25 protein-coding genes and 1 pseudogene are annotated in these 26,437 nt (G+C 65.9%); 6 read left to right on the forward strand and 20 right to left on the reverse strand.

The features are described from left to right. Positions 1 to 46 precede the first annotated feature (46 nt). On the reverse strand, positions 47 to 694 hold the full coding sequence (locus AC1DGP_RS19870; protein WP_441491160.1) for a TetR/AcrR family transcriptional regulator: 648 nt from the start codon (positions 692 to 694) through the stop codon (positions 47 to 49). Between the two features lie 112 nt (positions 695 to 806). Here AC1DGP_RS19870 and AC1DGP_RS19875 point away from each other — a divergent pair, with 112 nt between their 5' ends. Together AC1DGP_RS19875 and AC1DGP_RS19880 are read left to right on the forward strand one after the other, a co-directional pair. Continuing rightward, complete coding sequence (locus tag AC1DGP_RS19875) at positions 807 to 1,991, forward strand: HlyD family secretion protein (protein ID WP_476768870.1); 1,185 nt, start codon at positions 807 to 809, stop codon at positions 1,989 to 1,991. A gap of 86 nt (positions 1,992 to 2,077) precedes the next feature. Next, the gene (locus AC1DGP_RS19880; protein WP_476768869.1) at positions 2,078 to 3,676 is read left to right on the forward strand and encodes an MDR family MFS transporter; all 1,599 of its coding nucleotides are present in this window, start codon (positions 2,078 to 2,080) and stop codon (positions 3,674 to 3,676) included. Between the two features lie 85 nt (positions 3,677 to 3,761). Here AC1DGP_RS19880 and AC1DGP_RS19885 read toward each other — a convergent pair whose 3' ends face one another. The 6 genes from AC1DGP_RS19885 to AC1DGP_RS19910 all read right to left on the reverse strand — a co-directional run bounded on the left by AC1DGP_RS19885 (position 3,762) and on the right by AC1DGP_RS19910 (position 10,152). Continuing rightward, the gene (locus tag AC1DGP_RS19885) at positions 3,762 to 4,838 is read right to left on the reverse strand and encodes an ABC transporter ATP-binding protein (RefSeq protein WP_441491157.1); all 1,077 of its coding nucleotides are present in this window, start codon (positions 4,836 to 4,838) and stop codon (positions 3,762 to 3,764) included. Between the two features lie 79 nt (positions 4,839 to 4,917). After that, entirely contained in the window at positions 4,918 to 5,994 is a 1,077-nt protein-coding gene (locus tag AC1DGP_RS19890; protein ID WP_476768868.1) for a Gfo/Idh/MocA family protein, read from the reverse strand. Further along, entirely contained in the window at positions 5,994 to 7,034 is a 1,041-nt protein-coding gene (locus AC1DGP_RS19895) for a Gfo/Idh/MocA family protein (RefSeq protein ID WP_476768867.1), read from the reverse strand. The genes AC1DGP_RS19890 and AC1DGP_RS19895 overlap by 1 nt, the downstream gene beginning before the upstream one ends. A gap of 11 nt (positions 7,035 to 7,045) precedes the next feature. Next, positions 7,046 to 7,924, reverse strand: a complete 879-nt coding sequence (locus AC1DGP_RS19900) for a carbohydrate ABC transporter permease (protein ID WP_476768866.1) — start codon at positions 7,922 to 7,924, stop codon at positions 7,046 to 7,048. Next, positions 7,917 to 8,765, reverse strand: a complete 849-nt coding sequence (locus tag AC1DGP_RS19905) for a carbohydrate ABC transporter permease (protein ID WP_244523698.1) — start codon at positions 8,763 to 8,765, stop codon at positions 7,917 to 7,919. Before AC1DGP_RS19905 ends, AC1DGP_RS19900 begins: the two co-directional genes overlap by 8 nt. A 100-nt stretch (positions 8,766 to 8,865) precedes the next feature. Further along, positions 8,866 to 10,152, reverse strand: coding sequence for an ABC transporter substrate-binding protein (locus tag AC1DGP_RS19910; protein WP_476832441.1), 1,287 nt, complete (start codon positions 10,150 to 10,152; stop codon positions 8,866 to 8,868). A gap of 415 nt (positions 10,153 to 10,567) precedes the next feature. Between AC1DGP_RS19910 and AC1DGP_RS19915 the strand changes: the two genes are divergently transcribed. Together AC1DGP_RS19915 and AC1DGP_RS19920 are read left to right on the forward strand one after the other, a co-directional pair. Next, positions 10,568 to 11,308: a GntR family transcriptional regulator gene (locus AC1DGP_RS19915; protein WP_476768864.1), complete on the forward strand. Its 741-nt coding sequence runs from the start codon at positions 10,568 to 10,570 to the stop codon at positions 11,306 to 11,308. An 86-nt stretch (positions 11,309 to 11,394) separates the two neighbouring features. Further along, positions 11,395 to 12,663 carry a Gfo/Idh/MocA family protein gene (locus AC1DGP_RS19920; protein ID WP_476768863.1) on the forward strand — a complete coding sequence of 423 codons (1,269 nt, stop codon included), beginning with the start codon at positions 11,395 to 11,397 and terminating at the stop codon, positions 12,661 to 12,663. A gap of 91 nt (positions 12,664 to 12,754) precedes the next feature. Here the strand turns inward: AC1DGP_RS19920 and dhaK are convergent, their stop codons facing one another. From dhaK to AC1DGP_RS19980, 12 genes are all read right to left on the reverse strand, one after another. Beyond that, positions 12,755 to 13,741 (reverse strand): dihydroxyacetone kinase subunit DhaK, encoded by a 987-nt coding sequence (dhaK, locus tag AC1DGP_RS19925; protein ID WP_476768862.1) that lies wholly within the window; start codon positions 13,739 to 13,741, stop codon positions 12,755 to 12,757. Beyond that, on the reverse strand, positions 13,738 to 14,196 hold the full coding sequence (locus tag AC1DGP_RS19930) for a hypothetical protein (protein ID WP_476768861.1): 459 nt from the start codon (positions 14,194 to 14,196) through the stop codon (positions 13,738 to 13,740). The genes dhaK and AC1DGP_RS19930 overlap by 4 nt, the downstream gene beginning before the upstream one ends. Then, on the reverse strand, positions 14,193 to 15,797 hold the full coding sequence (locus AC1DGP_RS19935) for a phosphoenolpyruvate--protein phosphotransferase (protein ID WP_476832442.1): 1,605 nt from the start codon (positions 15,795 to 15,797) through the stop codon (positions 14,193 to 14,195). The genes AC1DGP_RS19930 and AC1DGP_RS19935 overlap by 4 nt, the downstream gene beginning before the upstream one ends. Positions 15,798 to 15,803: 6 nt before the next feature. Beyond that, positions 15,804 to 16,082, reverse strand: coding sequence for an HPr family phosphocarrier protein (locus AC1DGP_RS19940; RefSeq protein ID WP_441491362.1), 279 nt, complete (start codon positions 16,080 to 16,082; stop codon positions 15,804 to 15,806). 53 nt (positions 16,083 to 16,135) lie between these two features. Beyond that, the gene (dhaM, locus tag AC1DGP_RS19945; RefSeq protein ID WP_113511725.1) at positions 16,136 to 16,534 is read right to left on the reverse strand and encodes a dihydroxyacetone kinase phosphoryl donor subunit DhaM; all 399 of its coding nucleotides are present in this window, start codon (positions 16,532 to 16,534) and stop codon (positions 16,136 to 16,138) included. Positions 16,535 to 16,538: 4 nt separating this feature from the next. After that, entirely contained in the window at positions 16,539 to 17,141 is a 603-nt protein-coding gene (gene dhaL, locus AC1DGP_RS19950; protein WP_476768859.1) for a dihydroxyacetone kinase subunit DhaL, read from the reverse strand. A gap of 3 nt (positions 17,142 to 17,144) precedes the next feature. Further along, positions 17,145 to 18,158 carry an ABC transporter ATP-binding protein gene (locus AC1DGP_RS19955; RefSeq protein WP_441506722.1) on the reverse strand — a complete coding sequence of 338 codons (1,014 nt, stop codon included), beginning with the start codon at positions 18,156 to 18,158 and terminating at the stop codon, positions 17,145 to 17,147. Then, a complete protein-coding gene (locus tag AC1DGP_RS19960) occupies positions 18,151 to 19,272 on the reverse strand; it encodes an ABC transporter ATP-binding protein (RefSeq protein WP_476768858.1) in 1,122 nt (373 codons plus the stop codon). The genes AC1DGP_RS19955 and AC1DGP_RS19960 overlap by 8 nt, the downstream gene beginning before the upstream one ends. A gap of 3 nt (positions 19,273 to 19,275) precedes the next feature. Then, on the reverse strand, positions 19,276 to 19,500 hold the full coding sequence (locus AC1DGP_RS19965) for a hypothetical protein (RefSeq protein WP_441491143.1): 225 nt from the start codon (positions 19,498 to 19,500) through the stop codon (positions 19,276 to 19,278). An 8-nt stretch (positions 19,501 to 19,508) separates the two neighbouring features. Then, positions 19,509 to 20,477 (reverse strand): carbohydrate ABC transporter permease, encoded by a 969-nt coding sequence (locus tag AC1DGP_RS19970; RefSeq protein ID WP_441491142.1) that lies wholly within the window; start codon positions 20,475 to 20,477, stop codon positions 19,509 to 19,511. Then, the gene (locus tag AC1DGP_RS19975) at positions 20,474 to 21,394 is read right to left on the reverse strand and encodes a carbohydrate ABC transporter permease (protein ID WP_441491361.1); all 921 of its coding nucleotides are present in this window, start codon (positions 21,392 to 21,394) and stop codon (positions 20,474 to 20,476) included. Before AC1DGP_RS19975 ends, AC1DGP_RS19970 begins: the two co-directional genes overlap by 4 nt. A 136-nt stretch (positions 21,395 to 21,530) precedes the next feature. Further along, positions 21,531 to 22,838 (reverse strand): ABC transporter substrate-binding protein, encoded by a 1,308-nt coding sequence (locus AC1DGP_RS19980; RefSeq protein WP_476832463.1) that lies wholly within the window; start codon positions 22,836 to 22,838, stop codon positions 21,531 to 21,533. A gap of 286 nt (positions 22,839 to 23,124) precedes the next feature. Between AC1DGP_RS19980 and AC1DGP_RS19985 the strand changes: the two are divergent. Continuing rightward, a pseudogene (locus tag AC1DGP_RS19985) lies at positions 23,125 to 23,364 on the forward strand (EmrB/QacA family drug resistance transporter); the annotation flags it as partial. A gap of 45 nt (positions 23,365 to 23,409) precedes the next feature. On the opposite strand, the gene AC1DGP_RS19990 reads toward AC1DGP_RS19985, so the two are convergent. Beyond that, positions 23,410 to 25,179 carry a hybrid sensor histidine kinase/response regulator gene (locus AC1DGP_RS19990; RefSeq protein WP_476832443.1) on the reverse strand — a complete coding sequence of 590 codons (1,770 nt, stop codon included), beginning with the start codon at positions 25,177 to 25,179 and terminating at the stop codon, positions 23,410 to 23,412. A 96-nt stretch (positions 25,180 to 25,275) separates the two neighbouring features. Here AC1DGP_RS19990 and AC1DGP_RS19995 point away from each other — a divergent pair, with 96 nt between their 5' ends. Continuing rightward, on the forward strand, positions 25,276 to 25,977 hold the full coding sequence (locus AC1DGP_RS19995; RefSeq protein ID WP_476768856.1) for a response regulator: 702 nt from the start codon (positions 25,276 to 25,278) through the stop codon (positions 25,975 to 25,977). The last annotated feature ends 460 nt before the right edge of the window (positions 25,978 to 26,437 follow it).

The following is a 26,437-nucleotide window of genomic DNA, read 5'->3' on the forward strand; positions in this document are numbered from 1 at the left end:
GCAGGCAGGCCCGGCCAAGCCCCCCTCTCCGTCAGATCTCGGCGCCTCACATCCTGCAGCCGTTATAGAAGACCTCGGCGCATTGCCGGGCGCGAAGTGCGATCTCGTCGCGATGCGGTGCGGCGCGCTGCCCCATCATCGCGGTGCGCTGCGGCTCCATGATCATCATGCCGCGCAGCATGCCCGACGCGATATGGACATCGTCGATGCGAAGCGTGCCCTTGTCCTTCTGCTGCGTCAGCCAGGCCTCGATGACGCCGTTCACCGGCACGATCGCCAGTTGGTAAAAAGCGCGCGCGACCTCGGGGAAGCGCCCGCACTCGCCGATGACGAGCCGGTTGATGGCGATCGTCTCGGCGCTCAGCGTCAGCACGCCGAAGGCGAACAGGATGCGTTCCAGCGCCTCGCGCGGGTCGAGTTCCTCGCCGACCTCGTCGTCCAGATCGAGCAGGAAGCGGCTGATGCGAAGGCGGATCGTCGCCTCGAAGAGCCCGGCCTTGGTCGGCACGAGCTTGTAGAGCGTCTTGGTCGAGACGCCGGCCCGGTCCGCCACCGCCTTGATATTCGTGCCGGCATAGCCGTTCGACTGGAACTCACGGTCCGCAGCCTCGACGATCAGGCGCATCGTCTCCTCGTCGGGCCGGGTCTGTGGCCGTCCGCGGCAGCGCTTCACCGTTTCGTGAATTTGTACCATGACGGTTTTCCAAATTATCGTTGACACAGGAAAGGTAGCGACTATTTTAGAAAACATCAAGTTTCCATATTGCAGGAACGGCTGATCGCCCAGCCCTGCAGGAGTTGAAGCGATGAGCACCCATCAGGACCGGATTTCCGCCGAACGCGCCATCCCCGCCAACGAGGCAGTGCCGGGGATCGTCGCGGAGAAGCTGGCCGAAGCGGCAGCCTCCCCCGCAGCACCCGTTCAGCCGAAGCGCAGGCTGCGCCAGGCGGCGCTTGCTGGCGTCGCGCTGGCCGCTCTGCTTGGCGCCGGTTCCTGGGGCCATGATTACTGGACGACCGGCCGTTTCGAGGTCTCGACCGACGACGCCTATGTCAAGGCGGACAGCACCACGATCGCCCCCAAGATCTCGGGCTATATCGGAGCGGTGCTGGTGCGCGACAACGAGCCGGTGAAGGCCGGCCAGGTCCTCGCCCGGATCGACGACCGCGACCTCCGCGTCGCGCTGGACCAGGCCAAGGCCGAGGTCGCGGCTGCCCACGCCGCCGTCGCCAGCAAGCAGGCCCAGCTCGACGCCCAGCAATCGCTGATCGACACCGCCCGGGCGACCGTCGAGGTCGACAAGGCCAACCAGACCTTCGCCGAGCAGGACAATGACCGCTACACGAACCTGGCCAGGACCGGCTACGGCTCCGTGCAGAACGCGCAGGCCGCCGTTGCCAAGATCGCGGCTGCCCGCGCCGCAACCGACCGCGACACGGCAGCGCTCGCCGCAGCGCAGAAGCAGGTAGACCTGATCAAGGCCGATCTCGCCCAGGCACGGGCGACCGTCGCGCGTGACGAGGCCGTGCAGCGCCAGGCCGAACTCAACCTGTCCTATGCCGAGATCACCGCCCCGGTCGACGGCGTCGTCGGCAACCGCACGCTGCGCATCGGCCAGTACGTGCAGGCCGGCACGCAGCTCATGGCGGTCGTGCCGCTCGCCGGCACCTATATCGTCGCGAACTTCAAGGAGACGCAGCTCACCGGGGTGAAGCCCGGCCAGGCGGTCGAGGTCGAGGTCGACATGTTCCCGGGCGTCAAGGTCGAGGGCCATGTCGACAGCATCGCGCCGGCCAGCGGCCAGGAATTCGCCTTGCTGCCCCCGGACAACGCGACCGGCAACTTCACCAAGGTCGTCCAGCGCGTTCCGGTTAAGATCGTGCTCGACGCCGGCCATGGCCTGGCGGGCGATCTGCGCCCGGGCATGTCGGTCGTGCCGACGATCAACACCAAGGTCTCGAACGCCGATGTCGTGGCAGACGCGCGCTAGCCGATCCTGAGCATGTCGCAAGGCCGCGCCCCGGTCTTGAGGAGCATGCTTCCGGCACGCGCGCCTGGCTTGCAAGGAGCTGGGTCATGCCGAACCAAACGCCGACTGCCGCCGTCCTCCCGCAGGCTCTTCCCGCGCAGGACAAGGCCAGCCTCTCCACCTGGATCGCGATCATCGCCGGCGCGATCGGCGCCTTCATGGCGATCCTCAACATCCAGATCACCAATGCCTCGCTGCTCGACATCGAGGGCGGCATCGGGACCGGCGTCGACAACGGCGCCTGGATCTCGACCTCCTACCTGATCGGCGAGATCATCGTCATCCCGCTGACGAGCTTTCTCAGCCGGGTGTTCTCGTTCAAGCGCTACATGATCTGGAGCACGGTCGCCTTCGCGCTGTTCTCCATGGCCTGCGCCTTCGCCACCACACTTGGCCAGATGATCGCGCTGCGCGGCCTGCAGGGATTTGCCGGCGGCGTCCTGATCCCCATGGCCTTCACCATGGTGGTGACGCGCCTGCCGAAGTCGCAGCAGCCGATGGGCCTGGCGATGTTCGCGCTGGCCGTGACCTTCGCGCCCGCCATCGGCCCGACCATCGGCGGCTACCTGACCGAGAATTACGGCTGGCAGACCATCTTCTTCATCAACACCATCCCGAGCATCGCGATGGTGATCGCCCTCGCCTTCACGCTGGAAAACCAGCCCATGCAGCTCGGGCTGTTGCGCGAAGGCGACTGGGCGGGCATCGCCACGATGGCGATCGGCCTGTCGGCGCTGCAGACCCTGCTCGAGGAAGGCAACAAGGAGGACTGGTTCCAGTCGAGTTTCATCATCCGCCTCACCGCGATCGCGGTCGTGTTCCTGGCGGCCTTCATCTGGATCGAGCTCCGGGTGAAGAAGCCCCTCGTCGACCTCTCCTTGCTGAAGAACCGCAATTTCACCGTCGGCACGATCGCCAATGTCCTCGTCGGCTTCGGCCTGTTCGGCTCGGTCTATGTGCTGCCGCAATATCTCGGCCAGGTGCAGGGCTATAATGCCGAGCAGATCGGCAAGGTGCTGGCCTGGACCGGCCTGCCGCAGCTCCTGCTGATCCCGCTCGTCCCGATGCTGATGAAGCGTTTCGACGTGCGCTACATCACCTTCGTCGGCATCTCGCTGTTTGCGGCCTCCTGCTTCATGAACATCCACATGTCGCTCGACTATTCCGGCGACCAGCTGTTCTGGCCCAATGTCGTGCGCGCCGTCGGCCAGTCCATGGTGATCACGCCGCTGACGGCGATCGCGATGATGAGCATCCAGCCGAAGGACGCCGCCAATGCGTCGGGCTTGTTCAACATGCTGCGCAATCTCGGTGGCGCGGTCGGCACCGCGGTGCTCGGCACGATCATCACCAAGCGCGAGCAGTTCCACTCCAACATCATCGGCCAGGCGGTCACGCCCTTCCGCGAGGAGGTCCGCACCCGCCTCGACCAGATGACGAACTACTTCATGGCGCATGGCATCTCCGACCATGCGGCGGCGCAGCAGCAGGCGGTCATCGCGCTCGGCAAGACGGTCAAGCGCCAGGCCCTGGTGCTCGGCTTCAGCGACACCTTCGCCGTCATCGGCATCATCCTGGTCCTCGCCGCGATCGTGGTCCTGTTCGCCAGGAAGGGCCAAGGCGGCGGTGCAGCGGCCGCGCATTGAAACGCCCTGCCCCGAAGCAGTGGATGCCGACGCCCATCTCCCTCTCGTCCTCGGCGCGTGTGAAGCTCGGGCTCGGCCGCCTCGCTCAGCTGCGCAGCGCCATGCCCTGGCTGTCGAAGACGTGGCAGATCGACGGGTCGATGCGCAGCGGCACATTCTCGCCGTGCCGGACGCGCAATTGCCCGGCGGCCGAGATCGTCAGATTCTCGCCTCCCGCCGTGGTGGCGTAAAGCACGGTCCCGCCGCCGAGATGCTCGACGAGCTGGACCTTGACCTCTCCGAGCACTTCGCCCGCCTCGCCGCCGACCGCGATATGCTCGGGGCGGACGCCGAAGGTCAGCGGCTCGTCCTGGCGCACGGCCAGAGCCGCATCGAGGGAGACATTGCGGCCGGCGACCTCGATCATGTTGGCCGCAGCGCTGGCGCGCGCCGCCAGGAAGTTCATCTTCGGCGAGCCGATGAAACCGGCAACGAACTGGTTGGCCGGCCGGTTATAGAGTTCGAGCGGCGCGCCGGCCTGCATCACGATGCCGTCGCGCAGCACCACGATCTTGTCGGCCATGGTCATGGCCTCGACCTGGTCATGGGTGACGTAGATCATCGTGTTGCCGAGGTCCTGGTGCAGCTTGGCAATCTCGACACGCATCTGCACGCGCAGCTCGGCGTCGAGATTGGAGAGCGGCTCGTCGAACAGGAAGATCTTGGGCTCGCGCACGATCGCCCGGCCGATGGCGACGCGCTGGCGCTGGCCGCCGGACAGGGCGCGGGGGCGGCGCTGCAGATAGCTCTCGATCTTCAGGATCCTGGCGACACGCTGCACGCGTTCGTCGATCTCGGCCTTCCTGTAGCCGGCCGTCTCCAGGCCAAAGGCCAGGTTCTTGTAGACGGTCATGTGCGGGTAGAGCGCGTAGGACTGGAACACCATGGCGATGCCGCGCTGCGAGGCCGGGACATCGTTCATGCGCTCGCCGTCGATCAGGAGGTCGCCGCCGGTGATCTTCTCCAGCCCGGCGATCATCCGCAGCAAGGTCGACTTGCCGCAGCCCGAGGGGCCGACGAAGACGACGAACTCGCCCGGATCGATCGCAAGGTCGATGCCGTGGATGACCTCGACTGCGCCGTAGCGCTTCACCACCTTGTTGAGCTTGATGCTCGTCGCCATCTCGTCCTCCCCATCTTGCCGATCAGCCCCGCCGTTCCGGCCGTGTGACAGCGATCGGTCCTGGTGTTCTTGTCCCGGTTCAGTGCCCGTTCGGGCGCCAGCTCGTGTATTTCGGGTGATCCGGCCCGATCGGCAGTGAGACATCCGCGCCGGTCTGCGCCGACTGGTAGAAGGCCGTCGCCAGTTCCAGCGCCCGGCGCGCATCGGCGATCGTCACCGGAACCGGCGCCCGCCCGTTCAAGGCCTCGTGGAACGCATCCATCTGGCCGAGGAAGCGCCGTCCGACCGGCTGGTAGTCGGCCAGCAACGCCTCGATCCGGGCCGCCACGGCGTCATTCGCCGGCAGGACCGTCCAGGGATCGTCGCCGGGCGAATAGCAGCCGCCGCCGCTCTCGAAGGTCACGTTCTCGAAGCAGAGCCGGAAGCGGCTGATCTCGTTTTGCGCGCCCAGCGTCGCGCTGGCCGCGACCAGGGCGCCGCTCTGCATCTCCAGCGAGGCGGCGACGCAATCCTCGACCTCGATGGCGTTGACCCGCGTCACGGCGCGGGCGAACAGCTTCGCCACCGGCCCCATCAAATAGGTCAGCATGTCGTGGATATGGATGGCATGGGTCATCAGCACGCCGCCGAGCTCGGTCTCCCATTTGCCGCGCCATGGCACGTCGTAATAGGCGGCCGTGCGCTTCCAATGGGTCTCGACCGTGCCGAGATAGGGTGTGCCGGCGATGCCGGAATCGATGATGCGCTTGGCCTTCTGCACCCCGTCGCCATAGCGGTACTGGAAGACCGGCATCAGGATGCGCCCGCTCTGCGCCTCCGCCGTGAGCAGGCGGTCGGCGTCGAAGAGCGAACCGACCAGCGGCTTTTCGCAGACGACATGCTTGCCGGCGGCGAGCGCCCTCGTAACGAGCTCGAGATGGGTCGCCGGCGGGGTCGCGATATCGATGACGTCGATATCGTCGCGGCCGAGCAGCTCGTCGAAATGCTGCGTACGGCTTTCGACTGAGAACTCGTCGGCGACCTTGTCGAGCCGCTCCTGATTGAGGTCGCAGACCGCGGCAAGGCGCCAGCGCTCGGGCCGTGGCGCATAGCCTTCGAGGATATGCGAGCGGCCGATATTGCAGCCGACCACCGCGACGGATTTCACTTCACTCATCAGGCAGCCTCTTGGGACGATGCGCTCGGCAGCCTGCCGGTCTCGGCAAGGTGCTGAGCCTTGAGGGCGATCTCCATCGCCTTGAAGCAGCGCGCCTGCGGCATCGCCGTCTCGGTCCGGTCCAAGACGTCGGCTACGAGCTGGCGGCCATAGGGCAGCTCCACAGCCGAGCAGTCGATATGCTGCATGCCGCTGCGGTCGACGAGGAAAAGATGGTCCTTGCCCGGACGGCCGGCGATGTCGACATACTTGCGCAGCTCGATCGTGCCCTGCGTGCCGATGATGGTCAGCCTGCCATCGCCCCAGGTCGGCAGCCCGTCGGGCGTGAACCAGTCGACGCGGATATAGCCGGTGACGCCATTTTGCGTGCGCAGGTGCATGTCGCCGACATCCTGCAGGCCAGGCCGGTCGGCATTGGCGCGGTTGCCGACCGAGGCGGAGAGGATCTCGGCGTCGTCGGCTGCGGCGAAGAACAGGAACTGCTCGCATTGATGCGAGGCGATGTCGGTCAGGATGCCGCCATAGCGCTCGCGCTCGAAGAACCAGCCCGGGCGCTCGGGCTTGCGGAGCCGGTGCGGGCCCATGCCGATCAGGTTGACGACCTCGCCGATCGCGCCTGCCGCCACCAGCTCGCCGGCCCTCACCGTCGCCGCCACCTCGAAATGCTCGGAATACATGATCGAGACGATCCGCCTGGTCTCGGCCTGCACCGCCTTGACCTCATGCAGCTGGGCCAGACTGGTCACCCCCGGCTTGTCCAGCATCACGTCCTTGCCGTGGCGCATCGCGGTGATCGCGATCGCGGCGCGGTCGGCGGGAACGGCAGCGCTCACGACCAGGTCGATCGCCCGGTCCTCATGGAGCCGGGCCGCCTCAGTGACACGCGGGATCTCCGGGTACCTGGCCATGAACGCGGCCGCGAGATCGTCCTCGGCCGCGTAGAAGCCGGCGCAGGTGGCACCGGTGCGCCGGAGCGCGCCGATCTGACCATGGATGTGGTCGTGGTTGATGCCGATCACGGCGAAGTTCAGCACTCTCATCACGGGCATCCTCAGCGCTTCATGCCGGTCGTGGCGATGCCTTCGATCAGCAGCCGCTGGAAGAACAGGAAGATCAGGAAGATCGGGATCAGCGACAGCACCGACATCGCAAACAGCGCTCCCCAGTCCGAGGTGCCGCTCGAGTCGATCAGCGAGCGCAGGCCGATCTGCACGGTGTAGCTGTGGATGTCGCCGAGATAGATCAGCGGCCCGAAGAAATCCTCCCAGGTCCAGATGAAGGAGAAGATCGCGGCGGTCGCCAGAACCGGCAGCGAGAGCGGCAGCACGATCTTCCAGTAGATCCGCCAGGCGCTGCAGCCATCCATCATCGCCGCCTCGTCGAGTTCACGCGGCAGGCCACGGAAGAACTGGACCATCAGAAAGATGAAGAAGGCGTCGACCGCGAAATATTTCGGAACGACCAGAGGCAGCCAGGTGTTCACCCAGTCCATCTTCAGGAAGAGGACATATTGCGGGATCAGGGTCACGTGATAGGGCAGCATCAGCGTGCCCAGCATCAACGCGAACCAGAAGCTCTTGCCGAAGAACTCGAGCCGCGAGAAGGCAAAGGCCGTGACCGAGGCGGCCATGACGTTGCCGATCGTCGCCAGCACCGAAATGGCCAGCGAGTTCAGGAAAAACGTGCCGAAACTGACCTGCAGGCCGAACCAGCCGGTCTTGTAGGCCTGCAGCGTCACCTGCGACGGGATCAGCGAGGTCTGCCCGCCGAACATGTCGTCGGCCGGGCGCACCGAGCCCGATACCATCCAGAGCAGCGGATAGAGCATCAGGAACGAGACGCCGATCAGCAGCGAGTGGATCAGCACGGAGTGCAGGATGGACCGCTCCGGCGTATCGCCGGGCGGGGCGGCATGCGCGGCGTCATTCATCATAGTGCACCCAGTAGCGCGCCGACAGGAACGAGAAGGTCGTGAAGACGGCAATGATCAGCACCAGCACCCAGGCGAGCGCCGAGGCATAGCCCATGCGAAAGAAGCCGAAGGCCTCCTGATAGAGGTAGAGCGTGTAGAACAGCGTCGAGTTGATCGGCCCGCCCGTGCCGGCGGAGATGATGAAGGACGGCGTGAAGGCCTTGAACGCGTCGATCGTCTGGATGACGAAGTTGAAGAAGATCACCGGCGTCAGCAGCGGCAAGGTGATCCTGAAGAACTGCCGCGCCTTCGAGGCGCCGTCCATATTCGCCGCCTCGTACATGTCCTGCGGAATCTGGCGCAGGCCGGCGAGGAAGATGATCATCGGCGAGCCGAACTGCCAGACCGAGAGCACGACCAGCGTGTAGAGCGAGTAGTTCGGGTTGGAGATCCAGCTCGGACCGTCGATGCCGAAGACCGAGAGCACCGAGTTCACCAGGCCGTCGGCAGCGAAGAGCTGGCGCCAGAGCACAGCGATCGCGACCGAACCGCCAAGCAGCGACGGCAGATAGAACACCGCGCGGTAGAACGGCAGGCCCTTGATGCCGCGGTTGAACGCCATGGCCAGCGCCAGAGCGAAGATCAGCTTCAGCGGCACGGAGAGGATGACATAGATGAAGGTCACCTTCATCGCCGCCGCGAATTTCGCGTCCCCCGTGGCCATGCGGACATAGTTGTCCATGCCGACGAATTTGGGCGACTGCAGCAGGTCGTAGTCGGTGAAGGACAAGTAGAGCGAGGCCAGCGCCGGGCCGAGGGTCAGACCGAGGAAGCCGATCAGCCAGGGCGCGAGGAACATGTAGCCCGCGCCGTTGCCGGCGAAAAAGAAGCGGCTGAGACGCCCGGGCTTCGCCGGGCGCCTTTCTACCGCGTCACCTGCGGTAAAGGACACCATCGCGTCACCCGCGTTTGAGGATCGACGCGGCCTCGGTGACGAACTTCTTGCCGCCCTCTTCCGGTGAGACACCGAAGGCGACTTCCTGGCTGACCCGCTCCAGGACGAAGGCGACTTCGCCGGCACCCTTGGGTGGAGATGGCGGCAGCTTGGCCGTGTAGGGGCCGAGCTTGCCGATATAATCGACGACCTTCTTGCTGACCTCGTCCAAGTCCGGTCCGAGGAGTTCGCGCATGCCGGAGGATGCCGGCACGCCGCGCTCGACGCCCAGGATCTTTGCGCCGCCCGCCTCCGCCACAGTGAAGTTCGCCAGTTTGACCGCGATCTCGGGGTTCTTCGAATCCGAGGCGATCGACCACATCTGCGACGGCTTCAGATACTGCCCCGGCTTGCCGCCCGCCGTGACCGGGAAGGCGGTGATGTCGAGCTTGGCCTTGTTGAGCTGCTGGAGGCCGACGAACTGGTTGGAATGCGGGAACGCGGTCGCGGCATAGCCGAGCGTGAGCGTCGAGGTGTCGAGCGTCGACTTGTCGAGGGCCTGGACATCCGGCGGTACGCAGCCGCCCGATTTGCGCAGTTCGGCCCAGAGCTTGAACCAGTTGCCCGCGTCCTTTTCGTCGAAGGCGAGCTTTCCATCCTCGCCATAGAGCGCCCTGCCGTTCTGCACGAGCCAGAGCTCGAAGCCCGGCTCATGGCCGCTGGCATCCATGGTGGCGTAGAATTTCTTGCGCTTGTTGCCCTTTGCGAAGGCCGCGCATTTGCTGACGAACTCGTCCCAGCTGTTGCCGAACGCCAGCGGAGCGGCGCCAGCCGCCTCCCATGCCGCCGGATCGAACACGGCGCAGGACGAGTTCACGCCGAGATTGATGCCGAAGAGCTTGCCGTCGACACTGCAGGATTCGAGATTGGCCTTGCCGAAATCCTCGATCTTGAGCGCGTTGCCGATGTACTGGTCCAGCGGCACGATCGCGCCGCGGCGGGCGTATTCGAACATGTACCGGTAGTCCATCTGGAGCAGATCCGGCGCATTGCGCCCGGCGACCCGTGTGGCGAGGCGCGGCCAGTAATCGCTCCAGCCGGCGAACTCGGTCTTGGCTTCGATGCCGGCATTCGCCTTCTTGTAAGCATCGACGGCCCGGTTGGTACGGTCGGCACGCTCCTGCGAGCCCCACCAGAATACCCTGATGTCCTTTTGCTGCGCAGCTGCGGGCTTGAGGCCCAGCAGCGAAGCAGCAGCGATACCGGCGCCGGCGCCAAGCAACCCTCGACGGTTAACAGAATAGGCGCTCATCGACTTTCTCCCTCGATTGGTGCGTTTCCAGATTTTGTTTTTGTTTGAACTTGTTGTTCTTGGCGCGCCGGTGCGCGCGGAAGTCTTCGGACGTCAAACCTACTTCGGGCGTCAAAGATACTTCAGGCATCAAAGCGTCTGCAGTCGTCGGAGCTGGTGTCAGGCGGCGAGCTGTATCCGCCCATGCTTGCACGAGCGCGGCCTCGATCCCAGCCCGCAAGTGTAGCGAACCCTGCCCCGTCATGCCCAACAGACGGATGAGCGCGGACGGGCATGCGCTTCGAGCGGTAGCGAGCTGGTTTTGTGGCGTTCCAACCAAGCGCCTTCCTTTGAGCCTTGATAAACTGATACACTAAGATACTAGTATGTCAAAACCGCCTTGAGCGGTGCTGCACAGGCCGAACAGGCGAGAGCGATGGAACGCCAGGGGGAGCATGAAACGGCGGAGGGGCCCGTCCCGCGGGGGCGGTCGGCGAAGTCCGGCCTTCGTCCGCCGCAGCGACGCGTCACCACGGCGACGGTGATCTACGACGAGCTCTACGAGGCCATCGTCAACATGCACCTGGCCCCCGGGACCCCCCTGCAGGAGAAGGCGCTGACCCAGCAATTCGGGGTCAGCAAGACGCCGGTGCGCGAGGCGCTGATCCGCCTCTCGGAGGACGGACTCGTCGACATCTTCCCGCAATCGGGCACCTTCGTCTCGCATGTGCCGCTCAGCGCAATCCCCGAGGCGCAGGTCATCCGGCTGGCCCTTGAAGACACGGCGATCAAGCGCACGGCCGAGATCGCGACCGTCGCCGACATCGCCCAGCTCGACGCCAAGCTGGCGAACCAGCGGATGCTGGCCGAGATCGGCGACATGGACGCCTTCCACGCGGCGGACGAAGCCTTCCACGAGGCGATCGCGCTGATCGCCGGCTATCCCCGCATCTGGAAGCTGCTGCGCCAGGTGAAGGTCCAGATCAACCGGGCGCGCCGGCTGACCCTGCCGGTCCCCGGCCGCATGCACCAGGTCATCGGCGAGCACGAGGTCATCCGCGACGCCATCGCGCGGCATGACGTCGAGGCCGCGCGGGAGGCCATGCAGACCCATCTCAACGTGGTCATCCCCGACCTGGCCCGGCTGCGCGTCGCCCATCCCGACTATTTCGTCTGACGGCCGGTCATTGCAGCCGGCGATCAAGCCCGGCGCGGTGATCCGGAGGGTTTCAAAAAACAAGAGACTGACGAGGAAATGCAGACATGACGGATGCGGCGATGACCTTGAGTGACGAACGCCATCGCGTGGCCCTGGTCGGCACCGGCCACCGCGGAGCCGGCATGTGGGGGCGCGAGCTCCTCGCCGGCTGGCGCGATTGCACCGAGTTCGTCGCGATCTGCGACGTCAACGAATTGCGCGCCAGCCATGCCCGCCAGGAGATCGGCACCAATGCGCCGATCTATACCGATGTCGACACGATGCTCGCCGTGGCAAAGCCCGAGATCGTCATCGTCTGCAGCCGCGACGACACCCATGACGACATCATCATCAAGGCGCTGGAGGCCGGCTGCCGGGTCATCACGGAAAAGCCGATGACCACGACGCCGGAGAAATGCCGCCGCATCCTCGAGGCCGAGATCCGCACCGGACGGCAGATCGACGTGACCTTCAACTATCGCTTCGCGCCGACTGCCGCCCGGATCAAGCAGCTGCTGCTCGAGAACGCCATCGGCACCGTCACCTCGGTCGATTTCCACTGGTATCTCGATACCAAGCACGGCGCCGACTACTTCCGGCGCTGGCACGCCTATGAGAAGAATTCCGGCAGCCTGTTCGTGCACAAGTCGACCCATCATTTCGACCTGCTGAACTGGTACCTGGACTCGACCGCGCTCGAGGTTTCCGCTTTCGGCACGCAGCGCCATTACGGCCGCAATGGCCCGTTCCGCGGCGAGCGCTGCCAGACCTGCGCGCATACCGTCGCATGCGACTTCCATCTCGACATCAGCAAGGATCCCTGGCTGACGGCGCTCTATGACGAGCCCGCCGAGGTCGATGGCTATTTCCGCGATGGCTGCGTCTATCGCGAGGATATCGACATTCCCGATACGATGACGGCGATGCTGCGCTACGAGAACGGCGTGATCGCCTCCTACTCGCTCAACACCTTCATGCCGATCGAGGGGCACCACCTCGCCTTCAACGGCACCAAGGGCCGCATCGAGATCCGCCAGTACGAGCGCCAGGCCTTCGAGGTGCCCGACCACGACGAGATCATGCTGATGCGGAATTTCGGCAAGGCCGAGCGCATCCGCGTGCCGCATGCCAGCGGCGGCCATTTCGGTGGCGACGACCGCCTGCGCGACATGCTGTTGCGCCCCGGCCTCAAGGACCCGCTCGGGCAGCGCGCCGGGGCACTGGCCGGCGCCATGTCGATGCTGTGCGGCGCGGCCGCGATGGCCAGCGTCAAGCAGGGCCGGCCGATCACGCTCAAGGAACTGGGCGGATTGCCGGACGGCATCCAGATCTGATCCGCGCGGGGTTGGGCAGACTGCCGGGCCGTGCGCCGCAACCGGACATCGGGCCTCCCAGCGATGGCCGGCATGCGGAACGGTGCGGCGCCTACCCCCAGCGGAGCGCGGCCGTATGGACGGGCGCGTCCCAGAGCTGGATCAGGCTGTCGTCCAGCGCCGTCACCGTCAGCGAACAGCCCGCCATGTCCAATGAGGTGACGTAAGAGCCTACCAACCCGCGCGCGATCGAGAGACCGCGCCCCGCCATGACGCGCCTTGCAGCATTGGCCATCAGATAGAGCTCCATGGCAGGAGTCCCGCCGAAGCCGTTGACGAGCAGCAGGCAGGGCGTGCCGTTCTTCAGGGAGAGATCGTCGAGGATCGCGCCCATCATCTCGTCGGCGATGGCATCCGCGGTTGCCAGCTTCACGCGCCGCCGGCCCGGTTCGCCGTGGATGCCGACGCCCATCTCCATCTCGTCCTCGGCGAGTGTGAAGGTCGGCTTGCCGGCTGCGGGCACGGTGCAGGAGGTCAGCGCCACGCCCATCGAGCGGGTGCGCCGGTTGACCTCGTCGCCGAGCGACTTCAGCGCGTTCAGATCACGGCCCTGCTCGGCGGCCGCGCCGACCATCTTCTCGACGATCAGCGTGCCGGCGACGCCACGCCGGCCGGTGGAATAGATCGAGGCCGGGACCGCAACGTCGTCATCGGTGATGACCGTCGCAACCGGGGTCTCGGCCATCTCGGCGGCCATCTCGAAATTCATCACGTCGCCTTCATAGTTCTTGACGATGAAGAGCGAGCCCGCCGAGGTGGCGACGGCGTTGACGGCCGCAAGCATCTGGTCTGGCGTCGGAGAGGTGAAGACCTGGCCCGGGCAGGCGGCATCGAGCATGCCGGTGCCGACGAAGCCGGCATGCAGGGGTTCATGGCCCGAGCCCCCGCCCGAGATCAGCGCGACCTTGCCCGGCATCAGTGCCTTGCGCCGAACGAACTTCTCCTCTTCGCCAAGCATGAGGATATCGCCGTGGATGGCGGCAAGTCCCTGGAGGCTCTCCGACAGGATGCTGTCGACCGCGTTGATCAGCTTCTTCATGGGCTCTCCCCCCGCATCTCGGCTTCGTCGTCATCGGCCGCGACCGGAATCAGCGAGACCAGGCCGCGCGCGACCCCCAGCACGATATGGTCGGCCCGGGCATTCAGGTCGGCGCTGCCGAAATCCGGCAATTCGACCACGAGCCGGCGCATCGGCCGGGCGGTGTCGACCACCTCGAGACGCCCGGGATGGGCGGCCCGGTAAGCATTCAGGAAGGCCTCGCGTTCCGAGGGCGCGAAATGGCAGACATGGAAGATCGTCTCCAGATGCTGGACCGGCACGGGCGTGACATAGGCCGGGTTGACGATCTGCGAGATGAAGCTGCGGTTCTTGCCGAGGGCTTCCGCCAGTCGCTGCCGTGTGCCGGAAGGACGGTTCTCGATGACCGCGCGCAGGATCGCCTTGTACTCGGCCAAGGGCGAAGGCACGCTGGCAAGGGTTTCCAAGCCTGTCATGCGTCCGCCCCTGGCTGCGAGAGATCGACCGCGCGGATCGCTTCCTTTGCCAGCGCCAGCTGCCCGGGAGAGACCGATACCGCCCGGACGCCGGCCCGCAGCAAGGCGGCGATGGCGCGCGGATCGCCTCCCGCGTCGCCGCAGAGGCTGACCTCCCGACCCTGCTCCGCACCATGGCGCGCGACATGCGCGATCATCGCAAGCACGCCGGGATGCAGGACATCGGCATAGGCCGCGACCTCCGCCCCATCGCGCGCGGCAGCAGTCGCGTATTGCGTCAGATCGTTCGAGCCGATCGAGAAAAACGCGGCGTCGAAGCTCGCGACCGCCACGGCGGCCGCGGGAATCTCGACCATGATGCCGAGTGCGGGCGCGCCATGCGGCACGCCGTCGGCCGCAAGTTCCGAGAGAACGCCGTCCAGCAGCCCCCTCGCCTCCTCCAGTTCCCGCGCTGCCGTCACCATGGGCAGCATGATCTTGAGCGGGCCGAGGCTCGCCGCCCGGGCCAATGCGCGCAACTGGACGCGAAAAGTTCCGGGATGGCGCAGCGACAGCCTGATGCCGCGCAGGCCGAGAAAGGGATTGGTCTCGCCATCGAGCGTGTAGCCGGCGATGGGCTTGTCGCCACCGGCATCGAGCGTGCGGATCGTCACCGGCCGGCCGGCCGCCCAGTGCAGCAACCCGGCATAGGCCTCGAACTGGCGCGCCTCATCCTGCAACGCCTGCTCGACCAGAAACTCCGTGCGGGTCAGGCCGATGCCGTCGCAGGCCTCGGCCGGGAAGCCGGCGACATCGGCCATCCCCGCGACATTGACCATCACGGTAATCGGGGTCCCGTCGCGGGTCAGCGCAGGCTCGCGCTTGCGGGTTTCCGCCTGGGTCCGCACTTGGCCGAGTTCGTCTGCCCGCTGCCGCGCCGCGTCGATGCTCGCACGCGACGGTCCGGTCAGGACGAGGCCCGCCATGCCGTCGACGACGACCGTGCCGGAGACCGCCTCCCAGTCGGAGCCGATGCCGACCACCATCGGCACGCCACGCCCGCGCGCCAGCATGGCGACATGGCTGGTCGGGCTGCCGGCCCCGAGCACGATGCCGCCACCTTGCGACCAATCGATGCCGAGGAAGGCGGAGGGCGGCAGGTCCTGAGCCAGGATGACGGCGCCGGGCGGCGCATCCGTCAGCTCGGGCAAGCCGAAAAGCTGGCGCAGAACCCGGTCCCGGATATCTGCCAGATCTGCGGCGCGGGCGCGGAAATAGGCGTCGTCGGCCGCCTCATAGCCTGCGATCTCGTCCGCCAGCGCCTGGCGCCAGGCCGCGTCGGCCGGCACACCACTCTCGATTGCGGCAAAGGCCCCCTCGGTCAGGGCATCGTCCTCAAGCAGCGCCACCTGGAAGCCCACGATATCGGCGGCCTCGCCGTGAAGGCTGGCAGCCAAACCCGTGACCGCCTGGAGGGAGGCGGCAACCGCATCCGCCAGGGCCTGTCGCTCGCTTGCGACCGGCCCCGTCTTGCGCTGCATCTCGCCGACGGCGCGAAAGATCACCGCCGGGCCGAAGGCGATCCCGGTCGATGCGGCGAGGCCGGAAAGGCGGCGTTCCATCACGCCTCACTCCTCGTCGAACTTGCGTGCGACGATATCGACGAGCGCGGCCAGCGCCGCGGACGCATCGTCGCCGCTGGCCTTGAAATGCAGCACTTCACCCTTGGCCGCCTTGACGCGCATGATCTTCACCGGGCTCTTGGCATCGGTCCACGGGCCGGCCGCGCTGGTGGCCACCTCGATACGGGAGCCGAAGCGCTTGGCGGTCTGGGTAAGCTTCACCGAGGGCCGGGCATGAAGCCCGATCTTGTTGGTGAGCAGGGCGCTGGCCGTCACCTCCTGCATCCCTTCATTCCTCTCGCTACCTTGCCTCTGGCTGGCATTGGCCGACATCTCGTTCATGCCGACATCAATTCCTCGGCGGTCGCCTGCACGACCGCCAGCGGCGAGCCGCCGGACGCTTCGGTCGCGGCCATCACGGCGCCTTCCACAATGGGGGCATTACAGATGACGATGCGCTCGCGCCGCTCCTCCGGCATCATTTCCACCGCCATCTCGCTATTGGTCTCGGCCCCGCCAAGATCGACCAGGATGGCGACGCCCGCCTCCGACCATGCCTTGTCGATCGCAGCCATGATGGCGGCGACATCGGTGCCGAGGCCGCCTTCGGCATTGCCCCCGGCCGCGGCGAGCGGGACATTGTCGCCGACCATCTGGCGGACCATGTCGGCGGCGCCTTCGGCGACCTTGGCCGAGTGCGACACGATGACGATGCCGACATTCTTGCTGGCTGGCATGATTTCAGGCTCCGATGGCATTGCAGATTGCGGTGGCGAGCAGCGCCGATGAGCGTGCCCCGGGGTCCATATGGCCGACCGAACGCTCGCCCAGAAACGAGGCGCGTCCGCGAATGGCCCTGAGCGGAACCGTCGCCTCGGCCGCGTCCTTCACGACCTCGGGAAGGCGCTTCGTGAGATCGGCGCCGCCCTGAGCGAGGGCGACCTGGAGCGGCGCCAGCACGTCGAGCATGGTCTTCTGGCCGAAATCGGACTTGCCGCGTGCCTTCACGGCCTCGATAGCCGCGGCCAGCGCTCGCGCCAGATCCGCAACCGTCGGCTCTGACGGCAGCTCCTTGCCCAGCGCCATGAACAATGTGCCGTAGAGAGGCCCCGAGGCGCCGCCGACCTTCATCACCAATGTCGTGCCGATAGCCTTCAGGGCGTCGGGCAAGGGCTTTGCCGCGATCGGATCCATGTCCGCCAGCACGGCCTCGAAACCGCGCTTCATGTTCAGGCCGTGGTCACCGTCGCCAATAGCCTGATCGAGCGCCGTCAATTCATCGGCATGGCCGACGATCGCCCCGGTCATGGCCTCGATCAGCCTCTTCTTCAGCGCGCCATCCATGGTTCACCTCACCCTCTGGCCGTCGGCATCGAAGAACAGCGGCCTGAGCAGGCTCACGCTGACCTCGTCGCTGACATCCAGTCCTTCATCGGGATCGACCAGACTGACGATCTGCTGCTGGTTCACCGCGATATGCAGGTGGTTCTGGTCGCCGAGCCGCTCGATCCAGTTGACCTTGCCCGTTACCGCGCCGTTGCCCGCCTTGGCGATGGCGAGATGCTCGGTGCGCACGCCGATCGTGGTCGTGCTCGCCGGCGCCTCCAGATTGGGAAAGAGTGCGCGCGGCAGCAGGTTGATGCCGGGGCTGCCGAGCCGGGTGGCGACATAGATGTCGGCCGGGTCCTCATAGATGCTGCGCGGCGTGCCGATCTGCACGAGGCGGCCCTGGTTGATCACGCCGATCCGCGAAGCCAGCGTCATCGCTTCGGTCTGGTCATGGGTGACGTAGAGGATGGTCGCGCCCAGGTCCTGCTGGATATGCTTCAGCTCGATGCGCAATTCCGCGCGCAGCTTGGCATCGAGCGAGGAGAGCGGCTCGTCCATCAGGTAGATGGACGGGCTGCGCACCAGAGCGCGGCCGATCGCGACGCGCTGCATCTGGCCGCCGGAGAGTTGTGTCGCGCGGTTCTGCAGCTTGTCCTCGATCCTGAGCAGCTTTGCGACATGGCCGACCGCGCGCCGGATCTCGTCCTCCGGCGTGCGCCGTGTCGGCGAACGCAAGGGGAACGCGAGATTGTCGAAGACGCTCAGATGCGGATAGAGCGAATATTGCTGGAACACGAAAGTGACGTCGCGCGCCGCCGGCGGCAGCGCGGTGACGTCGACGCCGCCGATGAAGATCCGGCCGTCATCCGGGGTTTCCAGCCCGGCGACGAGGCGCAAGACTGTCGTCTTGCCAGCGCCTGTCGGCCCCAGCAGCACCACGAACTCGCCATCGGCGATGGTAAGCGACAGGTCGCTCGCGGCCTGCACCGCGCCGAACCGCTTCGAGACCTGCGTCAGCGTGACTTCAGCCATGGGTGCGCCTCGTCGTGCCGGCCTCATGCAAGGCGGAGCGAATCGCCTTCCCCGTCGCCGCATCGAACAGCGACAGCCGCTCCGGCCTGAACGAGAGACTGACGCGGTCGCCGGCGACAACCGGCATATGGGCGGGCAAGCGCGCCTTGAGCTTGCCGCGCGGGGTGGCGACCGTCACGATCTGGGTCGTGCCGAGATATTCGGTGCCGAAGATCTCGCCCGGAAGGGCGCTGCCTTGCCGGCCGGGATCGCCGATGACGATCTGCTCCGGCCGCACCCCCAGCGCCAGCGGCCCGGGCGCGTGGCTCTCGCGCAGTTCCGGCAAGGTCACGGAGGCGGCATCGATGCTGACCGAGGTCGAGCCCGCAATCGCTGCGCCGTCGAAACGAACGAAGTTCATCGCTGGCGAGCCGATGAAATCCCCGACGAACATCGAGTTCGGCCGGTCATAGATCTCCTGCGGCGAGCCGAGCTGCTCGATCACGCCATCATTCATCACCGCGATCTTGTCGGCCATCGACATGGCCTCGAGCTGGTCGTGGGTGACGTAAACCGTCGTCGCCTTCAGCCGGTCGTGTAGGGCGCGCAGCTCGCCGCACATCAGATGGCGGAACTCGGCGTCGAGCGCGCCCAATGGCTCGTCCATCATGAAGGCCTTCGGCTCGCGCACAATGGCGCGGCCGAGCGCGACCCGCTGCCGGTCGCCGCCGGAAAGGCCGGATATCGATTTGTCGAGCAGATGCTCGATGCGCAGCACGCGCGCCGCTTCCTCGACGCGCCGTCTCGTCTCGTCCCTGGGCACGCCCATCGAGACCAGCGGAAAACTGATGTTCTTGCGCACGTTCATATGCGGGTAGAGCGCAAAGAGCTGGAACACCATGGCGATGTCGCGTTCGCGCGCCCGCTTGAAGGTGACGTCCTCGCCGTCGAGCTGGATGCTGCCGGAGGATGGCAGTTCCAACCCCGCAACCATCCGCAATGTCGTGGTCTTGCCGCAGCCCGACGGACCCAGCAGGCAGAAGAAATCGCCATCCTCGACCGTGAAGCTGGTATCGCGCACCGCCATGAAGGCGCCGAACCGTTTCACCAGATTATCGACCCGGATCTCGGCCATGGCTCACTCCGGGAACTTGGTGACGAAGGTGAACATGACGACGCCGATCAGGGTCGTGACGAAGGAATAGCCGTAGAGCGCAAGCGAGAAGGGCTGCAGCAGCATCAGCACGCCGGCCGAGATCAGCACCGTCGCCAGTGTTTCCATCGGGCCGCGTCGCAGCGCCTTCGGCCAGCGCGACGCGGCCGCGCCTTCGCGCTCCCGGGGATGGCTCAGATGCCGGTTCATTTGCAGGTTCATTTGCGCACCGCCCCGAAGGTGATGCCGCGCAGGAGGTGCTTGCGCAGCAGCACGGTGAAAACCAGGATCGGTATCAGGAACAGCGTCGTTCCGGCCGCCACGGCCGGCCAATCCTGCCCGCCCTCCCCGATGATGATCGGGATAAAGGGCGGCGCGGTCTGCGCCGTGCCCGAGGTAAGCAGAACGGCGAAGGCATATTCGTTCCAGGCGAAGATCAGGCAGAAGATCGCGGTCGCGACGATGCCGGTCGTGGCCTGAGGCAGCACGACCTTGCGGAAGGCCTGCAGCCGCGTATAGCCGTCGATCATCGCCGCTTCCTCGTATTCGCGCGGGATCTCGTCGATGAAGCCCTTGAGCAGCCAGACGGCCAGCGAGACATTGACCGAGGTGTAGAGCAGGATCATTCCCAGCCGCGTGTCGGAAAGGCCGAGTTCGCGATACATCAGGAAGATCGGGATCGCGACGGCGATCGGCGGCATCATCCGTGTCGACAGGATGAAGAACAGCAGGTCGTCCTTCAGCGGCACCTTGAAACGCGAGAAGGCATAGGCCGCGCAGGTACCCAGGCCGACCGAGAGCAGCGTCGAGCCGAAGGCGATGATCAGCGAATTGACGAAGCGCGGCACGTAGTTCGACGGGCCGACGACCACCATGCTGCGCGAACGGGTGATCTCCTCGCAGGCGGAATTCGCAGGCGGGAGCGAGGCAAGGTAGTCCGCCGTCTGGCGCGAGCGCGTGTTGAACAGGTTGCAATAGCCTTCGATCGAAGGCTCGAAATGCAGGAAGGGCACGACCTTGGGTGGGTAGGAGATCGAATCGGGCGGCGTCTTGATGCTGGTCAGACCGATCCAGAGCAGCGGCACGATCGCCACCAGCGCATAGAGGGCGACGATGGTGCCGGCAAGGAGCTTGACGCGACCACTCGGCGCGACGACGGAATGGGCCGTGGAGAGAGCGCCGCTCATCGTGCCTTCACCTTGTTCAGCGCCTTCACATAGATGTTCGCCAGCCCGAACACGGCGACGAACAGGATAATTGCGAAGGCGGAGGAATAGCCGGTGCGCCAGGCCTCGAAGGCGGCGCGCTTCAGCGTGATCGAGGCGAGTTCAGTGGTCGAGCCCGGTCCGCCGGAGGTCAGAAGATTGACCATGTCGAACATCTTGAAGTTCTCGATACCGCGGAAGAGTACGGCCAGCATGATGAAGGGCAGGCACATCGGCAGCGTGATCGAGATGAATTGCCGCCAGTTGCTGGCCCGGTCGACCTCCGCTGCCTCGTAGATGTAGTCCGGGATCGAGCGCAGGCCTGCGAGGCAGATCAGCATCACGTAGGGCGTCCACATCCAGGTATCGACGATGATGATCGCCCAGGGACTCAGGGTCACATCGCCGAGCATCTGGAAGGAGGACGGCGGAATGCCGGAGAAGAACGAGACCACGTAATTGAACAGGCCGATCTGCGGCTGGTACAGGAAGGTCCAGAAATTGCCGACCACCGCCGGCGAGAGCATCATCGGGATCAGGATCAGCGTGGTCCAGAAGCCATGGCCGCGGAACTTGCGGTCGATCAGATAGGCCAGCGCGAAGCCGATGACCATCTGCAGCAGGATCGTCCAGAACACGAAATGCGCCGTCGCCTGCATGCGCTGCCAGATTTCGGGATCCGACAGGATCGTCTGGTAGTGCTCGATCCCGACATTGCGCAGCGGCGCATTGGGGCGATTGGCGCGGTAATTGGTGAAGGAGAGCTGGATCGTCCAGATCAGCGGAAACAGGTTGATCACGAGCAGGAGGATCATCGTCGGCGCGATGAAGATCCAGGCGATCGCCCTGTCGCTGAGGCCCCGGACCCGGTGGGCGATCGGGGGATAGGCTGCGCGCATCGCTGCCGCGCTCCTGATGCCGGTGACGTCGCTCGCATTCATGACTCAGCACCGTTCAAAGGCAAGGTCGGGAACTGGCTGCGCCGCCTGTGAGAGGCGCAGCCCCGGTTCGGCTGGGGGGAAAGCCCCGCTTGCGTCAGAACTTGCCGTCTTCCTTGAAGACCTTGGTCCAATCCTGGATCAGCAGGTCGAGCGCCTGTTTGGCTGTGCCCTTCTCCGCCACGACATAGTCGTGGATGCGCGCCTGCTCCGCCYGCATCAGCTGCGCGTAGGAGGGCTCGGCCCAGAAATCGACGACCTGGCCCATGGCGACGAGGAAATCGGCCGCGAAGGGCGCAGATTTGGCGAAGCCGGGATCGTTCAGCACGCCCTTGTGGCAGGTATAGCCGCCGAGCTCCCACCACTTCTTCTGCACATCGAGCGAGGCGAACCATTTGACATAGGACAGCGCCTCGGCCTGGTTCGGCGAGTAGGCGACGACCGAGAGGCCCTGCCCGCCGAGCTGCGAGCCCTTCTCCTTCTCAGGCGGATTGACGAAGAAGCCGATCTTGTCGCCGCCGACATTCGGATCCTTGTACAGGCCGGGGAAGAAGGCGAACCAGTTCATCTGCAAGGCCGCCTGCCCGGATTTGAAAGCGTCCAGACCCTCCTGCATATAGGCGTTGGAGTAGCCCGGCGGGGTGCAGCACTTGTACAGGGACTTGTAGAACTCCAGGCCCTTCACGGCGTCCTCGGAGTTGACGAAGCCGGCCATGGCGTAGGGCTTCTTCGGGTCCTCATATTTGAAGCCGAACGGATAGAGCGCGTTGGCGACGCCCATCGTGATGCCTTCCGAGCCACGCTCGGTGAAGATGGCCGCGCCATAGACCTTCTTGCCGTCGATGTCGCGGCCCTGGAAGAACTCGGCGATCTGCTTCAGCTCGGTCTGGGACTTCGGCGCCGCGAGCTCGCGGTTGTACTTCGCCTTGAATTCGGCCTGCAACTCGGGCCTGGAGAACCAGTCCTTGCGGTAGGTCCAGCCGAGCGCATCGCCCATAGCCGGCAACGCCCAGTAGTTTGGCGTGTTCTTCGGCCATTCGGCATAGCCGGTGACTGTCGCCGGCATGAAGTCGTCGATCTTGATGCCTTCCTTGGCGAAGAAATCGTTCAGCTTCACATAGTGCTTGTTCTCGGCGGAGCCACCGATCCACTGCGAGTCACCGATGATCAGGTCACAGAGCTTGCCCTTGGAATTGAGCTCGTTGAGCATGCGGTCGGCGAAATTCGGCCAGGGCACGAACTCGAACTTCATCGCGATATTGGTCTTGGCGGTGAAGTCCTTGGAGAGTTCGACCAGCGCATTGGCCGGATCCCAGGCCGCCCAGCAGAGCGTCAGCGACTTGCCCTGTGCCTGGGCCCCGGGGGCAGCAAGTGCCGCGCTCCCGGCAATGGTCGCGGCCAGCATCCATGTCCTGAATTGTGTCATGTGCTTCCCTCCCTTGGCGTGCCGTCACCAGCCGTCATTGGGGTGACGGGCGAACCTGCGCGACCGCGAAGGGCACAGCCGACGCGGGATGTTTCCTCACGCCGCCTCGGAACGAGCCGTCCAAGTTCAGCGATTTGTTTAGTGAACTCTCAATCACTAAACATGTCAAGCAACGACGACCCCGGACAACATATTGCAGTGCAACCGTTTTTATTGCGATGCACAAGTTCAGTGAACTGTTGGGCATGGCCGAGTCGAGGCCGCGCTGGACAATCTCGGTGGCGCGGTCGGTGCCGCCGTGCTTGGCACGATCATCATCAGGCGCGAGCAGTTCCACTCCAACATCATCGGCCAGGCGGTCATCGCGCGCGGCAAGACCGCGAAGCGCCAGGCCCTGGTGCTCGGCGACAGCCTCGCCATCATCGGCATCATGCTGGTCCTCGCCGCGATCGTGGTCCTGTTCGCCAGGAAGGGCCCAGGCGGCGGCGCAGCGGCCGCGCATTGAAAGGCTCGGCCCTGCCGGTTGCGATTGCGGCCAGGGTGAGAGCCTTCAGTCGGCCGCGTGGCCGGAGCCGGATTGCCGGATCGCCGCCTGCAGGGCGTCCGGCGCGACGGGCTTGTGCAGCACGCGGTATCCGGTCGCGTTCAGCTCCCGCAGCCGCTCCGGCATAGTGTCGCCGGTGACGATCAGCGCCCGGGCACGATATCCCAGTTTTTCCGCCAGGCGTTCGACGGCCTCGCTGCCGGTCAGCCCGGCCTTGAGCCGATAATCCGCGATGATCAGGTCCACCCTGCCTGCGCCCACCTTGGCATGGCGCCGGCAAAGCTCCTCGACGTCCGTCCCGGCGATGGCCTCGTGGCCCCAGGCCGTCAACAGGCTGACATTGGCGTCAAGCACCTGAGGATCATCGTCCAGGACCATGATGCGAAGACCGGGCGGGAAGGCCTGCGCCCGCGCCGGCGCCAGCCCCGAGGCCGGCGGATCGATCCGCGGAATCCGCACGGAGAATGTCGAGCCCTTGCCGGCTGTGGAGCGCAACCCGATGGGATGCTCGAGCAATGCCCCCAGGCGCCGAACGATGGCGAGACCGAGGCCAAGTCCCTGCTCGCGGTCGCGTTCCGGATTGCCGAGCTGGGTGAACTCCTCGAACACGGCCTGATGCTGCTCCTGGGGAATGCCCGGCCCGGTATCGACCACGAGAATCTCGATCGCCTCCCCGCGACGGCGACTGCCGATCAGCACGCGGCTGTCGGGGGCGTGGCGGAGCGCGTTCGACAGGAGATTGCCGAGGATGCGCCTGAGCAGTTCCGGATCGCTATCGCCCCAGGCATCGCCCGGTACCGCGCGCAGATCGATGCCGCGCTGGCGCGCCTGGGGTGCGAAGACCTCCTGCAGGTCCGCCAGCATCCTGCCGAGATGAACCGGCTGCCGTCGCACCGGAACGAGGCCGGCATCGAGTTGCGAAACGTCGATGAGGCCGTTCAGCAGCCCGCCGAGCGAGCCGATGGCCGCGTCCAGCTTGTCGGCGATCCCACTGGCTTCATGGCTTCCGACAGCGCCGCGCCGGGCGAGCGTTCCGAGCGTCGCTGCAAACAACGCGAGCGCGTGGACCGGCTGTCGCAGGTCGTGGCTCGCCGCCGCGAGGAAACGCGTCTTGGCCTTGTCGGCCGCCGTGGCGCGGTCCCGCTCGCGCTCGAGCCCGCGCACCAGCGCCAGATTCTCGAAGCGCAGGGCGACCGTCTCCTTCAGGGTACGGTAGGTGACCCGGCAGCAAAAGAGATAGGCGCCGATCAGGCAGAGCTGGAACAGGGCATAGACCGAATAGATCGACCCTTCCTGCATGAGACAGCGCAGGGCGAAAGGCAGGTGCATGGCGATCAGCAGGCCGATATAGGCCGGCGGATAGGCCGAGAGGGACGGCACCGCTCCACCCGACAAGCCGGTCAGCACGATGCAGACGAAGGCGATCAGATGCGGCTGCGTCGGTTCGAAACCGAACCAGCCGAGCGCTCCCCAGAGCAGGCTCGACAGGATCGACAGGACCGTGAAACGTCGGGCCCAGTTCGTCGCCTCGGCCTCGCCGTCAATCCGGGCGAAATAGCGCCGCGACAGCAGCAGGCGGGCTCCGGTGAGGAGATAGGTCGCGCCGATCCAGCCGATCAGCAGGCCGACCGGCACCACCTCGCGCATCACATAGGCGACGGGCCAGGGGATCACGAGATTGGCGAGCAGGATAGAGCCGGACTGGCGATAGAGGAGTTCGACCAGAGCCGCACGCAGATTGGTGCTGGTGTCAGGCGTCAGCGCCGGGACCCGCATGATTGCTCCTTCCTGCGCCGGCAAGCGCTCACCGCGCAGGGGTGATGCCGCAGGGCCCGTAGCCAGTGACGCGCGCCCAAGGAATAGTCACGCATCATGATTCCTCGCCACACGTCCAGGACGCCGGCCGCTCCAGCCGAAGAAACCGCCTGCCGCATCATTCTGGCCGACGACCATGTCCTGATCCGCGAAGGGCTGAAGCTTCTGATCGCGACGCAGCAGGACCGTACCGTCGTGGGCGAGGCCGCGGACGGCGCAAGTCTTGCCGCATTGCTGAAGGACAGGCCGGCCGAGCTTCTCGTGCTCGACCTGGGCATGCCCGGGCTGACGGGCCTGCGCTCCATCGGCGAGCTGCGCCAGGCCTATCCGCGCCTGAAGATCCTGATCCTGACGGCGAACACCGATCCGCAGATGGCCCAGGCGGCGCTGGCGGCGGGGGCCGACGGCTATGTCGTGAAGGGCAGCGATCTCGACGAGCTGTTCAACGCCCTCGCCGCCCTGCAACGGGGCCATCCCTATGTCAGCCTCCCGCTGCGTGACGCCACGCTCCAACAAGGGGCGGGCACACCGGGCGGCATCCCGTTCGATGCGACCACATCTGTTGCGCTGACGCGGCGGGAAAGTGAATTGCTGGTCCTGATCGCCGGTGGCGCCACGACCCGCGCCGTCGCCGCACGTTTTGGCATCAGCCCCCACACTGCCCGCAAGCACCGGGAGAACCTCATGCGCAAGCTCGATCTGCACAGCGCTACGGAACTTGCAGCCTATGCGGTGCGCGTCGGCCTGCCTGTCGGTTGACGCGGCACCGCACCGCCGCCAACGCTGCCGCGGTCCCCAAGTTCCCTGCCCGCCTGCCCTAGCGGGCATAGCCCGGCCGTCGCCGCGCGGGCTGTGACGGCTGCGTAGCCGCGGCCTCGTCAGCAGCAAGGCGGCAACAGAACGGCTTTAACGGACAAGGGCGACCTCGGGCGGGACCAGAAACCCGCCTGGCGAAGGATCGGGCCCCGCACTGTCGCGTCTCCGCAGGCGGCGTTCAATACGGCAGATGCCGTATTTCATCTCTTCGGCGCTGCTGCCGCGACCTGGGAGGCGGCCGATGCGCCGCCTCGACCGGCTTCGTCAGCGCAAGCCTCGCGCATGGTCGGCAAACGATCGCCCTCGCGCGGCGCCGAAATACGGCATCCGCCGTATTTCTCCGAGGCCTCGCCATCCATACAGTCCCGGCTTTCGGCGACGGCATTGGCGGCAAGCCGCGGGC

This window comes from Allobosea sp. 05T433 (assembly GCF_056396065.1).